The sequence below is a fragment of the Helicobacter pylori genome, from assembly GCF_001653455.1.
GTDB classification, from domain to species: domain Bacteria; phylum Campylobacterota; class Campylobacteria; order Campylobacterales; family Helicobacteraceae; genus Helicobacter; species Helicobacter pylori_A.
The window spans coordinates 76223-88948 of the sequence record NZ_CP011486.1 but is presented as its reverse complement, the minus strand read 5'-3'; the positions used below and the strand labels follow the sequence as shown (position 1 = coordinate 88948).

At 39.0% G+C, this 12726-nt stretch carries 12 protein-coding genes and 1 tRNA gene; 8 read left to right on the top strand and 5 right to left on the bottom strand.

The features are described 5' to 3' along the window. From AA977_RS00430 to AA977_RS00415, 4 genes are all read left to right on the top strand, one after another. Complete coding sequence (locus tag AA977_RS00430; RefSeq protein ID WP_020971771.1) at positions 1 to 189, top strand: DUF5408 family protein; 189 nt, start codon at positions 1 to 3, stop codon at positions 187 to 189. A gap of 334 nt (positions 190 to 523) precedes the next feature. After that, positions 524 to 949, top strand: coding sequence for a 50S ribosomal protein L13 (gene rplM, locus AA977_RS00425; RefSeq protein ID WP_000167675.1), 426 nt, complete (start codon positions 524 to 526; stop codon positions 947 to 949). Continuing rightward, complete coding sequence (gene rpsI / locus AA977_RS00420; protein WP_001227269.1) at positions 946 to 1335, top strand: 30S ribosomal protein S9; 390 nt, start codon at positions 946 to 948, stop codon at positions 1333 to 1335. Before rplM ends, rpsI begins: the two co-directional genes overlap by 4 nt. 145 nt (positions 1336 to 1480) lie before the next feature. Further along, on the top strand, positions 1481 to 3502 hold the full coding sequence (locus tag AA977_RS00415; RefSeq protein ID WP_064434148.1) for a methyl-accepting chemotaxis protein: 2022 nt from the start codon (positions 1481 to 1483) through the stop codon (positions 3500 to 3502). A 252-nt stretch (positions 3503 to 3754) separates the two neighbouring features. Here AA977_RS00415 and AA977_RS00410 read toward each other — a convergent pair whose 3' ends face one another. The 5 genes from AA977_RS00410 to rpsT form a co-directional block, all read right to left on the bottom strand. Beyond that, positions 3755 to 5497 (bottom strand): hypothetical protein, encoded by a 1743-nt coding sequence (locus tag AA977_RS00410; RefSeq protein ID WP_064434147.1) that lies wholly within the window; start codon positions 5495 to 5497, stop codon positions 3755 to 3757. A 240-nt stretch (positions 5498 to 5737) separates the two neighbouring features. Beyond that, a complete protein-coding gene (locus tag AA977_RS00405; protein ID WP_064434146.1) occupies positions 5738 to 7456 on the bottom strand; it encodes an outer membrane protein in 1719 nt (572 codons plus the stop codon). An 11-nt stretch (positions 7457 to 7467) separates the two neighbouring features. Next, entirely contained in the window at positions 7468 to 7722 is a 255-nt protein-coding gene (locus AA977_RS00400) for a hypothetical protein (RefSeq protein ID WP_064434145.1), read from the bottom strand. Positions 7723 to 8302: 580 nt separating this feature from the next. Continuing rightward, complete coding sequence (gene prfA, locus AA977_RS00395) at positions 8303 to 9361, bottom strand: peptide chain release factor 1 (protein WP_064434144.1); 1059 nt, start codon at positions 9359 to 9361, stop codon at positions 8303 to 8305. A 120-nt stretch (positions 9362 to 9481) separates the two neighbouring features. Then, positions 9482 to 9751 carry a 30S ribosomal protein S20 gene (gene rpsT / locus AA977_RS00390; RefSeq protein WP_001273618.1) on the bottom strand — a complete coding sequence of 90 codons (270 nt, stop codon included), beginning with the start codon at positions 9749 to 9751 and terminating at the stop codon, positions 9482 to 9484. An 89-nt stretch (positions 9752 to 9840) separates the two neighbouring features. Between rpsT and glmM the strand changes: the two genes are divergently transcribed. The 4 genes from glmM (at position 9841) to ureA (ending at position 12724) form a co-directional block, all read left to right on the top strand. Continuing rightward, on the top strand, positions 9841 to 11178 hold the full coding sequence (gene glmM, locus AA977_RS00385) for a phosphoglucosamine mutase (protein WP_064434143.1): 1338 nt from the start codon (positions 9841 to 9843) through the stop codon (positions 11176 to 11178). Beyond that, a complete protein-coding gene (lspA, locus tag AA977_RS00380; RefSeq protein WP_064434142.1) occupies positions 11172 to 11645 on the top strand; it encodes a signal peptidase II in 474 nt (157 codons plus the stop codon). Before glmM ends, lspA begins: the two co-directional genes overlap by 7 nt. A gap of 17 nt (positions 11646 to 11662) precedes the next feature. Further along, positions 11663 to 11738, top strand: a tRNA-Val gene (locus AA977_RS00375). A gap of 269 nt (positions 11739 to 12007) precedes the next feature. After that, positions 12008 to 12724: an urease subunit alpha gene (gene ureA, locus AA977_RS00370; protein ID WP_000779229.1), complete on the top strand. Its 717-nt coding sequence runs from the start codon at positions 12008 to 12010 to the stop codon at positions 12722 to 12724. The last annotated feature ends 2 nt before the right edge of the window (positions 12725 to 12726 follow it).

The following is a 12726-nucleotide window of genomic DNA, read 5'->3' as shown; positions in this document are numbered from 1 at the left end:
ATGCAAGAAGAAAAACAAGCCCAAGAAATCGCTAAAAAAGCCATTCAAATCGTCTTTTTTTTAGGGATTGTAGTGGTGCTTTTGATGATGATAAACCTTTACATGCTCATCAATCAAATCAATGCGAGCGCTCAAATGAGCCAAAAAATCAAAAAAATAGAAGAAAGACTCAACCAAGGGCAAAAATAAGGGCTTTGGCTAAGTATGGGTAACGAAATTGCAAAATGTTCAAAGGCATTTTTTAAACTAAATACAGAGCTTGCAAAAAGCAAGCGATAGCTTTTTAAAGCGGTATTCTTGGGTTAGGGGGATTTAGTTGGGGGTTAAGGGGGAGAGTTATTCCAAAATACCCCCCTATCCCCTTAAAAAATGAGTTTTACTTAAGAAATGAGTTTTACAATAAAATCAAAAGCAATGAAACAAATTTTAAAACTTATATTTAAACTTTAAACTTTCCTTAAATTCAGCAATATTTAAGTTTATTTTCTTATAATAGTCGCTTTAATTTTATCAAAGGATTCTTATGACAAAGACCGCTAAAGTCAATGACATCGTTCGTGATTGGGTCGTTTTGGACGCTAAAGACAAAGTTTTTGGTCGCTTGATCACGGAAATCGCCGTGCTTTTGAGAGGGAAACACCGCCCTTTTTACACCCCCAATGTGGATTGTGGGGATTTTGTAGTCGTTATCAATGCCAATAAGGTTAAATTTTCAGGCATGAAATTAGAAGATAAAGAGTATTTCACCCATTCAGGCTATTTTGGCAGCACCAAGAGTAAAACCCTTCAAGAAATGCTAGAAAAAACCCCTGAAAAGCTCTACCATTTAGCCGTTAGAGGCATGCTCCCTAAAACGAAATTAGGGAAAGCGATGATTAAAAAACTCAAAGTTTATCGTGATGATAAACACCCTCACACCGCACAAACTAGCAAAAAGGACGCTAAATGAGAAAAATCTATGCTACCGGTAAAAGAAAAACCGCTATCGCTAAAGTGTGGCTCACTCCGGGTAAAGGCGAATTGAGTATCAATGAGCAAAGCCTAAACCAATGGTTAGGCGGGCATGAAGCCATTAAAATGAAAGTCATGCAACCCTTACTTTTAACCAAACAAGAGCAATCTGTGGATATTAAAGCGGTGGTTTTTGGTGGGGGCTATTCTGCGCAAGCGGAAGCCTTAAGGCATGGCATTTCTAAAGCCTTGAACGCTTATGATATTGCTTTTAGAGCCATTTTGAAACCTAAGGGCTTGCTCACTAGGGATTCAAGGGTGGTTGAGCGCAAAAAATATGGTAAAAGAAAGGCCAGAAGAAGCCCGCAATTCTCTAAAAGATAATTTCTTTTACTCCCCCTTTTTGGGGCTTTGGGAGGGCTTTGGCCATCTTTTAATTTTCTTTTTTCTCTTTTTCTCGTTTTATTAAAGCTTCAAAATAATGTATAATAATCGTTCGCTATTAAATTAGTTTTAAAAGGCAAGGGCGATGGGATCTACAAAAATTGGTTTTAAAATTGTCATCATGGTGTGCGCAGTTGTTATTGCGATTAGCGCTATTATGGGTATTATTATCAACTACAAGGTTGAAAGCGTGTTGCAACACCAGGCCACGGAATTGTTGCAAAAAGAAGCCCGACTGACTAGTTTTAAAATTCAAGGCATAATGAAGCGCATTTTTATTGGCGTTAATACCCTTGAAAAATTTCTAAGCGATGAAAACGGCTCTGTTAATGACGCTTTAAAAAGACGCATGCTCTCTGAGTTTTTACTCGCAAACCCTCATGTGTTATTGATTAATGCGATTTATACGAATAGCAATGAGCGGGCCATCACTGCGATGAATACCCGTTCAAAAATCCTTTACCCTAGCATTGCGCTCAATGAAAACATGGTCAATCAAGCCAAATCGCTCAAAGAAGCAACCCACTCAGATCCCTACTATAAAGAAATCAACGGCGATAAAATCTATGGCATGGATATTACCCTCCCCCTAATAGATAAAAATCAAAATGCTATGGGCGCGTTAAATTTCTTTTTAAACATTGACGCTTTTTATACCGATGTAGTAGGCCAAAATAAGAGTAATACCTTTTTAATGGGGAAAGACGGCAGGCTTTTGATCAACCCCAATCATGAGATCCAAGATAAAATTTTGAGCGCTATCAATCCGGATAAACGAGTCGCTAAAGCTGTGGAATATTATGACAAAAATGAAGCCGGCACTTTGAGCTACCATTCATTGAGCGGGAATACAGAAACCTTTTTAGCCATACAACCCTTTGATTTTTTTGAAGACAAAGGGGATAATAGCCATCATTGGCGTTGGGCGATTGGGAAATATGTTAACAAATCTTTAGTCTTTCAAGAAGCGACAAACACCAGATACATTATTATCACTACTTTGATTTTGGGCGTGCTGGTGTTAGCTTTTTTAGTCTTTGTCATTATCTCTAATCTTGTAACCAAACGCATTAGCAGGGTCAATAACACCCTAAATGATTTTTTCAACCTGCTCAACAACCCTAAAAATAACCATGCCATACACCTAACACCCCCAAACGCCTATGATGAAATTGGGCAAATGCAAGCTTCTATTAATGCAAATATCCTTAAAACCCAAGAAAGCATTCAAGCCGATAGCAAAGCCATTCAAAACAGCATTGAAGTGGCTAATTTTGTGGAGAGTGGGGATTTCACCCAAGAAATCGCATGCATGCCTAAAAACAAAGACTTGCAAGCCTTAAGGAACACGATTAATAGCATTATCCAGTATTTTCGCAACCAAATTGGTGCCAACATAGAAGCCCTAAACAACGCCCTAGAGCATTATAAAAATTTAGATTTCACCCACCACATCCAAGACCCTAAAGCCAACATGGAAAAAGCGCTCAATACTTTAGGGCAAGAAATTTCTAGCATGCTTAAAGCTTCTTTAGGGTTTGCGAACACGCTCAATCATGAATCCAAAGATTTAAAAACTTGCGTGGATAATTTGACCAAAACCGCCCACAAGCAAGAAAGAAGTCTGAAAAACACCACCCAATCCTTAGAAGAAATCACTAATATCATTACAACGATTGATTCTAAAAGCCAGGAGATGATCTCTCAAGGCGAAGACATTAAAAGCGTGGTGGATATGATTAGAGACATTGCCGATCAAACGAATTTATTAGCCCTAAACGCCGCTATTGAAGCTGCAAGAGCCGGCGAGCATGGGAGAGGCTTTGCAGTGGTGGCTGATGAGGTGCGAAAGCTCGCTGAAAGGACGCAAAAATCGCTCAGTGAGATTGAAGCCAACATTAATATTTTAGTTCAAAGCATCGCTGATAACGCTGAATCCATTAAAATGCAAAATAAGGGCGTGGAAAATATCCACCGCTCCATTAACGCCTTGCAACAAGATGTGCAGGATAATTTGACTATCGCTAACCATTCTTTACAAGTCAGCGATAAAATTGATGGGATCTCCCAAGATATTTTAGAAGATGTGGGTAAAAAGAAGTTTTAATTCCAAAAATGGGGGTTAAGCTTTATTTTATTGTTTTAGATTTTATTATTAAAAAATATTGTTTTAGATTTATTTTATGATCAAAATCACAAGAGAATAAAGGGCGTTTTAACAATTCTCCCCCTACAAGCCCTTTTGTAATATCCCCCTAACTCCAAAAACCGCTTTAAAAAGAAATTATCGCTTGATTATTGCAAGCCCTTTTATAAGATTAAAAAAAACGCCTTTTTTGAGCGTTTTTAAGTTTGGTGATCAATTCCCCATATCGCCCATATCGCCCATGTCTCCCATATCATCGCCACCCCCCATATCATCGTTCATGTCGCCCATATCGCCCATGTCGTCGTTGCCATTACCCATATCATCGTTCATGTCGTTCGCATTGTTCATGTCATCGCCCATGTCGTTGCTATTGCCCATGTCGTCGTTGCTGTTACCCATATCAGTATTACCGGTGTCAGTGTTATTCATATCATTGTTACCGGTGTCGGTGTTATTCATATCGCCGGTATTATCCATATTGCCAGCGTCTTTATCGTCAGTGGTATCAGTGGTGGTGTCGTTTGCATTACCGGTATCAGTGGTGTTAGCGTCCATGTGATCGTCGTTGTGATCGTCGTTGGTGGGGTTGTTAGGGTTTATGAACGCGTTACCCCCTTGATCTTTACTATCATCGGCATGGGTGTTATTCATGTTGTTGTTAATAGGCGCTTGTTGCATAGGGTTATTGATCGCATCGTTCAAATCGTCTCTGTCATCGCCATCAATTTTCAAACTCCCATCTAAATAATTCCCTACCACATCGCTGCTATGGCTCAATTGTTGCACGCTGTCTAGCGCTTTATCCACTTGAGCTTGTTGCTCGCTTGAAAGCCCTTTTTGATCTTTTAAGTCGTTGTCTAATTGGTTGAGGTTATTATCCAACTTATCCCTAACTTCCATAGCTTTATCAACAACTGAATCAATCTTGCTAGGACTCGCCCCATCTTGCTTCATTTCTTTGATTTCCCCCACTAAATGGTTAAGCTCTTTAGCTTGAGAAGTGATCGCATCTACGCTTTTAGTGGGCATGGCTTTAGTGTGGAAGAGCGAATTGTCTTTGAGCATGTGGCTGTTGTCCAAATTGACTAAGGCGCTATTCAAGCGGTTGGTTTGAATGTCTTTATTGAATTTAGGATCACGATAAAAACTCATGAGATTTGCTTGTTGCAAGGATTTATCGTCCTTATCGTCCCTATCATCATCAGTGGGCGTATCAAGCTGGTCAGTGGAAGCGTCATGGTCTAAAATCTCTTCTTGATCGAGTGCATACATGTAATTTTCTAACATCAGGTAATCTTGAATTTGCATCATGAAAAACATGTTAGGGTAGAATCCATACATGCCATCATAAAAGTCATAAAAATCATACATTCCCATGCCATACATTCCATACATGCCCATTCCCATGCCATACATGCCATAATAAGGGCTATAGTAAGAGTTGTAATAATTGTTGCTCCTGTAATAAGGGCTTTGAGCTTTTTGGCTCTCTTGTTGCTTTTTGAGATACGCCCCTACCACGCTCAAATCAGCGAGCATTTTTTGAGCCGTTTTTTGATCTTTTAAAGAAATGCCTAAAGGGATATAAATACCGGTGCGGTAGCTATAAAAAGAATCTCTAGCGATGATTTTAAGGCAATATTTCAAATTCTTTTGCAATTTTAAAGCTTGCCTTAAACGCGCATGCGCTCTAAAATTCCCCAATATACCAGAATTAAAACGCAATTTTTCCACTAACGCGCTGAATTTTTTCGCATCGCCATTAGCCGCATTAATGTAATTTAAAGCGGTAGCCCCCCACTCACTAGTGTTGCTTTTATAACCCCCAAAATTCACGATTTTTGGCGTTAACTCCCCTTTTAATTGCGAATCTTTTAAGTCAAACAACGCCCTATTCACGCTAATAGCGTTCAAGCTGAGTGTCATCATAAAAAATATTTTTACAATTTTCATTCATAACCTTAAAAAGTATCTCTTGCGAGCATTATAGACTATTTTTAGAAATCAAAATGATTTTTGAAAACAAGCCAAAGTAAAAAATCAAATCTCAAAACAAAAGGTCTTATTTTAGGCGTTTCTTTTGTTAAAAACTCTTTTAAAAACTCTTTTTAAACAAAAACCTAAAATCCCCACACAAAAGAAAAAAGAAAGAAACCAGCAGAGAGGAAACTCCCTACTGAAAGAAGGAAAGGCTTAGAAGTTGATCATGTAGTTAAAGTAGATGGAGAAGTTCCTTTTATAGAACACATCTACTGATTCACTCGCGCCCCTTTCCTTATAGAATTGGTTGGTGAATAAAGGCAACTTAAAGCCCACTTCAATCCCGCTGTGTTTAGAAAAATTGCTCCTAAAACCAAATTCAACAGGCATTTGGAAATAGCTCGTGTTCATGCTCGCTGAACAGCCTACGGTGTTATTGCAAATGTGCATTTGAGATTTTAAGTAGCTCTCTCCTTGAATAATGAATGAATCTCCCCCTAACCCAAAGCCCAAGAATAACCCTGCGGTGTTATAGCCCTCTTTGCTTTCATAGAAGTTATAAAGCGCATCAAAGCCCACGCCATAAGTGAAGTTATTCACTTGAGACGCTCCTTCCATGATTCCAAGCTTGCTCCCTACAAAGCTCAAATTAGCGTGGTTATAGCTATAGTATCCATAAGACCTAAAGCCAAAGCGTTTGGTTTTACCAAAGAACCACTTATACCCCGCCATCGCATCTACCCCATACATTTGCCCGTAATTATTGGTGTTGGTTACGCTCGGCGTGTAGGTCGCTTGAGCTTGAGCGACAGCGGTTTTAATGTTTTGATTCACATTCATGAAAGCAGATTTTTGATCCGCTAGATTGGTTTTTAGCGCGTTTAAGAAATTGATCGCATCGGTAGTGGCGCTATTACCGGTAGTTGCAAGCACAACGGCTTGCGTTTTTTGCGTGTCAGTCGTAACAAGATTAGCTAGAGCCATATCCACTTCATTAATAGCCTTATCTAACGCGCCCACAACCGCATTAGAGCCGTTTGTCAATTGTCCGATCGTCGCGCTAGAAGAATCCAAATAGCCTTTTAAAGTGCTTTGAGCGCTCGCTAGGGTGCTAAACGCATCGCTTAATCCTTGAGAATTTGAAATCACACTGCCTAAATCAGTGCTACTACTCAAAAGGTTGCTGATCGTTGCGGTTTGCTGAGACATTTGCGTTACCCCACTTAAAGTGGTGTTCATAGAATTTACGCTAACCTTACTAAACCCATCAACCGTAGCGGTGTCTTTGGTTAGCTGGCTTGCCACAGCGCTTCCGCTAGAACTTGGAGTTCCACTTGTTTCATCTTTTTTAGTTGGCGATTGGGTTAATGGCGGTGTTGTTTTTTGATCTTGCAAATCTGTGCTTAAAGTATTTTGATCTTCAGTGAGTTGATCTTCAGCGTTTTGTAAAGCTGTTTGAGCACTTTGTTCTGCTTTTTGATCGGCTTGAAAAGTTGTTTCATCAAAATCTTTAGCCTTAGCGTCGTTTTCAACTTTGGTTACAGCGTTTTGTAAATCTGTTTGAGCGCTTTGAACGGCTGTATTATCGGTTTCTACTTTTTTGGCCGCACCAGCTACAGTGGTGTCGGTGCTATTTTCATAAGCTTTATCAGTTGTAGCAGTTGCGTTGTCAGTAGAAGCAGTATTTTCAAGGGTTGTTGCTTCTTGGCTGTCGCTTGTAGCGGTTTTTTGAGCTTCTTGTTGTGGGGTTGGTGAAGCGCTTAGCGATTCACTATCTTTACCTTTATCGTCTTTTGTAGCATAATTACCAAAAACATGCGATGGTTTTTGTAAGGCTGCGTAAATTTCTAAATCGCTAGCGTTCATGCTCCCTAAAAGCACGCTACTTGCCGCTAAAGAGACAAAGCCTAATTTTTTGAATGACTTTTTCATGATTTCCTCCCTTATTTTTTCATCCAACTTGCACTTGGAACTTTAGTGTCCGGTTTAGAAGCGCTCTGCACTTGAGGGGCTGGGGCTGTTTGATTGCTGCCAAACATTGAAGTGTCTATTGGGGTGTTGTTGTTAGCGCCTGAAGTGCGGGTGGTGTTTTGGTTTTCTAAATTAGAATATTGAAACCCTCCTCCTAAAAACGCGCCGCTTTTTTCTGCCACAGACACACTAAAGGCTAACGCCACACCTAAAAAAACTTTTTTCATTTAAAACTCCTTAATGTGAGAAATCCTAAAGATTTCTTTTTTCATTGTATCCATGCAAGCCACAAAATATAGGGGGTCATCAAAGGTTAAGAATTGTCCTAATACATTCGCTTTTACACAATACAATGCCGCTTTTTAAAATTTAAGCTCTAAAGTTATATCACAAAAAGGTGATTTTTTTGTTAAGAATATGTTAAATAAAATTTTTTATTGTAAAAATGTATTAATATATATAGAATTTAAAATTTATTTATAACTAAATTTTATGGGTTAAAGAGGAGGTTTTTTATTTTATTTATCTTTTAGGGTGGTTTAAATTATAACCACACCAGCGCAACAATGATTTTAGGCTGTTTTATGGCTGGTTGGTGTGGCTAAAATTTGGAGCTTTGGGGTTTGGGATAATAGCTACCCCAAAAAGGAAACCACCAACCATGAAATCCATGAAATGATTGTTAAAATCATGGCTTAATCATTCTTGCAACGCCCTATTTACTAAGATTTTGGCTTGAGTTAAAGTTAAATGATAAAAATGCTTTTAACCTTTTTATCGCTTTATTGGATTGTTGTAGTGGGGGTTTTATTCAAACTGGCTTTGAGCGTGAGCGATTAAAGGGTTGATCACCTCATCTAAATTCCCTGAAAGCATGATTTCTTCTAAACTATATAGAGTTAAATTGATTCTATGCTCGCTCAAGCGGTTTTGCGGGTAATTGTAGGTGCGGATCCTCTCACTCCTGTCCCCACTGCCGACTTGCTCTTTTCGGTCTTTAGCGTTAGCAAGCTGTTGTTCTTCAATTTGTTTTTCATAAAGGCGCGCTTTTAAGATTTTTAGGGCCTTGTCCTTATTTTTATGCTGGGATTTTTCATCTTGCATGCTCACGCTGATATTAGTGGGGAGGTGCGTGATGCGAACGGCGGAGTCTGTGGTGTTGACGCATTGCCCTCCATGCCCACCGGCACGAAACACTTCAATCTTTAAATCGCTAGGGTTGATAGAAATCTCCACATCATCTACTTCAGGCATGATCGCTACTGTGATAGCGGAAGTGTGGATACGCCCTTGAGATTCTGTTTCAGGGACTCTTTGGACTCTGTGCGTGCCTGCTTCAAACTTGAGCCTTGAATACACGCCCTTACCCTTAATCAAAGCGATGATTTCTTTATAACCCCCTACACTGTTCTCGCTAGAGCTTACAATCTCTACTTTCCACTTTTTCAAATCCGCATAACGGCAATACGCTTTAAACAAATCCCCTACAAAAATGCCCGCTTCATCGCCCCCTGTGCCGGCTCTTAATTCTAAATAGATGTTTTTATCATCATTGGGGTCTTTGGGGATAAGCAGTTGCTTGATGGTAGCTTCTAGCTCGCTTTTTTTAATTTCTAACGCTTTTAATTCTTCTTTGGCCAGCTCGCTCAATTCTTTGTCTTCTAAAAGCTCTTTATTTTCTTTGATATTCTCTAAAACGCTCAAATATTCTTTACTCGCTACTGAGATTTCTTCAATGGAACTTTGTTCTTTGCTCAATTCGGTGAGTTTTTTAATATCATTAATGACTTCAGCGCTAGAGAGTAAGGCTGTGAGTTCGTCGTATCGTTTGAGAATGGAAGAAAGCTTTTCGGCTAAAATAGACATGCGAGATTACCTATAAATAAATTTAAAAAAAGATGCAACAATTTAAAAACGCTAAAACTTAAAAAGAATCTCAATAATAAAATTTCATTATGAGCTAAAGAAGTTAAACCGCTCTTAAAACTAAGCGAGAGCGATTTTTTTCACTGAAGCGTTAAGCCTTGAAACTTTCCTAGAAGCGGTGTTTTTCTTTAAAATCCCCTTGCTGACAAATTTATGCAACTCTTTGTTAGCGATTTTCAAACGCTCTTGAGCTTTTTCTACATCATTGACAGCGACCGCTTCACGCACGGCTTTGATGATATTTTTAATTTTGGTTTTATAGAACCTATTTCTTTCGGTTCTTTTAATGGTCTGTCTGATTCGCTTTTCTGCGGACTTATGATTTGCCATAGCCTTGTTTTAATCCCCTTGTAATGTAAAATTTGGCATAATCCTATCTAAAAATTGATTAAAAATAGTTTAAAAGGTCTTTAATAACGATGAAAATTTTTGGAACTGATGGCGTGAGAGGTAAGGCAGGGGTGAAACTCACCCCCATGTTTGTGATGCGTTTAGGGATTGCTGCGGGATTGTATTTTAAAAAACATTCTAAAACCAATAAAATTTTAATTGGTAAAGACACTAGAAAAAGCGGCTACATGGTAGAAAACGCTTTAGTGAGTGCTCTCACTTCCATAGGCTATAATGTGATCCAAATAGGGCCTATGCCTACCCCTGCGATTGCGTTTTTAACCGAAGACATGCGCTGTGATGCAGGCATTATGATAAGCGCGAGCCACAACCCTTTTGAAGACAATGGGATTAAATTTTTCAATTCTTATGGTTACAAGCTTAAAGAAGAAGAAGAAAGAGCGATTGAAGAAATCTTTCACAATGAAGGATTGTTGCATTCTAGTTATAAAGTGGGCGAGAGCGTTGGCAGCGCTAAAAGGATAGACGATGTCATAGGGCGCTATATCGTGCATTTAAAACACTCTTTCCCCAAACATTTAAACTTACAGAGTTTAAGGATCGTGTTAGATACCGCTAATGGTGCAGCTTATAAGGTGGCTCCGGTCGTTTTTAGCGAGCTTGGGGCTGATGTGTTAGTGATCAATGATGAGCCTAATGGGTGCAATATCAATGAGCAATGCGGGGCTTTACACCCTAACCAATTGAGCCAAGAAGTGAAAAAATACCGCGCGGATCTAGGCTTTGCTTTTGATGGCGATGCCGATAGGCTAGTGGTGGTGGATAATTTAGGGAATATCGTGCATGGGGATAAGCTTTTAGGGGTGTTAGGGGTTTATCAAAAATCTAAAAACGCCCTTTCTTCTCAAGCGATTGTCGCTACAAGCATGAGTAACTTAGCCCTTAAAGAATATTTAAAATCCCAAGATTTAGAATTAAAACATTGCGCGATTGGGGATAAATTCGTGAGTGAATGCATGCAATTGAATAAGGCTAATTTTGGAGGCGAACAAAGCGGGCATATTATTTTTAGCGATTACGCTAAAACCGGCGATGGCTTGGTGTGCGCGTTGCAAGTGAGCGCTTTAGTGTTAGAAAGCAAGCTTGTAAGCTCTATTGCTCTAAACCCCTTTGAATTATACCCCCAAAGCCTGGTGAATTTGGATATTCAAAAAAAGCTTCCTTTAGAAAGCTTGAAAGGTTATAGCGCTCTTTTAAAAGAATTAGACAAGCTAGAAATCCGCCATTTGATCCGTTATAGCGGCACTGAAAACAAACTGCGAATCCTTTTAGAAGCCAAAGATGAAAAATTGCTAGAATTGAAAATGCAAGAATTGAAAGAGTTTTTTGAAGGGCATTTGTGCTAAAAACCACTCAAAAAAGCTTGTTGGTTTTTATAGGGGTTTTTCTCCTTATTTTTGGCGTGGATCAAGCGATCAAATACGCTGTTTTAGAGGGGTTTCGCTATGAAAGTTTGGTTATAGATATTGTTTTAGTGTTCAATAAGGGCGTGGCGTTTTCGTTGCTTAGTTTTTTAGAGGGGGGTTTAAAATACCTGCAAATCCTTTTAATTTTAGGGCTTTTTATCTTTTTAATGCGCCAAAAAGAACTTTTTAAAGCCCATGCGATAGAGTTTGGCATGGTGTTTGGCGCTGGGGTTTCTAATATCTTGGACCGGTTTGTGCATGGGGGCGTTGTGGATTATGTGTATTATCATTATGGATTTGATTTTGCTATTTTTAATTTCGCCGATGCGATGATAGATGCGGGCGTGGGCGTTTTGTTATTAAGACAATTCTTTTTTAAGCAAAAACAAAACAAAATTAAGGCATAATCACCCTTTTTAATAGAGGTCGCGTAGCTCAGTTGGTAGAGCACTACCTTGACATGGTAGTGGCCGCTGGTTCAAGTCCAGTCGTGGCCACCATTATTACTCCAATTCTAATTCTCATTAATTCTTACTTTGTGGGTTTTTGATTTTGATAAAATTTTTATAAAATCATTCTAAAGGGTATTGAACGCGCTCCAATAACGCTTTAATAGTGGTTCAAAAACTATAATACTAATTCATTTTAAATAATAATTAGTTAATAGACGCTTCTGTTAATCTTAGTAAATCAAAACATTGCTACAATTACTCCAACCTTGATTTCGTTATGTCTTCAAGGAAAAACACTTTAAGAATAGGAGAATGAGATGAAACTCACCCCAAAAGAGTTAGATAAGTTGATGCTCCACTACGCTGGAGAATTAGCTAGGAAACGCAAAGAAAAAGGCATTAAGCTTAACTATGTAGAAGCCGTAGCTTTGATTAGTGCCCATATTATGGAGGAAGCGAGAGCTGGTAAAAAAAGTGCGGCTGAATTGATGCAAGAAGGGCGCACTCTTTTAAAACCGGATGATGTGATGGACGGCGTAGCAAGCATGATCCATGAAGTGGGTATTGAAGCGATGTTCCCTGATGGAACCAAACTCGTAACCGTGCATACCCCTATTGAGGCTAATGGTAAATTAGTGCCTGGTGAGTTGTTCTTAAAAAATGAAGACATCACTATCAACGAAGGCAAAAAAGCTGTCAGCGTGAAAGTTAAAAATGTGGGCGACAGACCCGTTCAAATCGGCTCACACTTCCATTTCTTTGAAGTGAATAGATGCTTAGACTTTGACAGAGAAAAAACTTTCGGTAAACGCTTAGATATTGCGAGTGGGACAGCGGTAAGGTTTGAACCTGGCGAAGAAAAATCTGTAGAATTGATTGACATTGGTGGCAACAGAAGAATCTTTGGATTTAACGCGTTGGTTGATAGGCAAGCAGACAACGAAAGCAAAAAAATTGCTTTACACAGAGCGAAAGAGCGTGGTTTTCATGGCGCTAAAAGCGATGACAACTATGTAAAAACAATTAAGGAGTAAGA

What these genes read in the sequence shown, in the direction of transcription:
- AA977_RS00430 (WP_020971771.1), top strand. Translation starts at nt 1, where the DNA reads ATGCAAGAAGAAAAACAAGCCCAAGAAATCGCTAAAAAAGCCATTCAA.
- rplM (WP_000167675.1), top strand. Translation starts at nt 524, where the DNA reads ATGACAAAGACCGCTAAAGTCAATGACATCGTTCGTGATTGGGTCGTT.
- rpsI (WP_001227269.1), top strand. Translation starts at nt 946, where the DNA reads ATGAGAAAAATCTATGCTACCGGTAAAAGAAAAACCGCTATCGCTAAA.
- AA977_RS00415 (WP_064434148.1), top strand. Translation starts at nt 1,481, where the DNA reads ATGGGATCTACAAAAATTGGTTTTAAAATTGTCATCATGGTGTGCGCA.
- AA977_RS00410 (WP_064434147.1), bottom strand. Translation starts at nt 5,497, where the DNA reads ATGAAAATTGTAAAAATATTTTTTATGATGACACTCAGCTTGAACGCT.
- AA977_RS00405 (WP_064434146.1), bottom strand. Translation starts at nt 7,456, where the DNA reads ATGAAAAAGTCATTCAAAAAATTAGGCTTTGTCTCTTTAGCGGCAAGT.
- AA977_RS00400 (WP_064434145.1), bottom strand. Translation starts at nt 7,722, where the DNA reads ATGAAAAAAGTTTTTTTAGGTGTGGCGTTAGCCTTTAGTGTGTCTGTG.
- prfA (WP_064434144.1), bottom strand. Translation starts at nt 9,361, where the DNA reads ATGTCTATTTTAGCCGAAAAGCTTTCTTCCATTCTCAAACGATACGAC.
- rpsT (WP_001273618.1), bottom strand. Translation starts at nt 9,751, where the DNA reads ATGGCAAATCATAAGTCCGCAGAAAAGCGAATCAGACAGACCATTAAA.
- glmM (WP_064434143.1), top strand. Translation starts at nt 9,841, where the DNA reads ATGAAAATTTTTGGAACTGATGGCGTGAGAGGTAAGGCAGGGGTGAAA.
- ureA (WP_000779229.1), top strand. Translation starts at nt 12,008, where the DNA reads ATGAAACTCACCCCAAAAGAGTTAGATAAGTTGATGCTCCACTACGCT.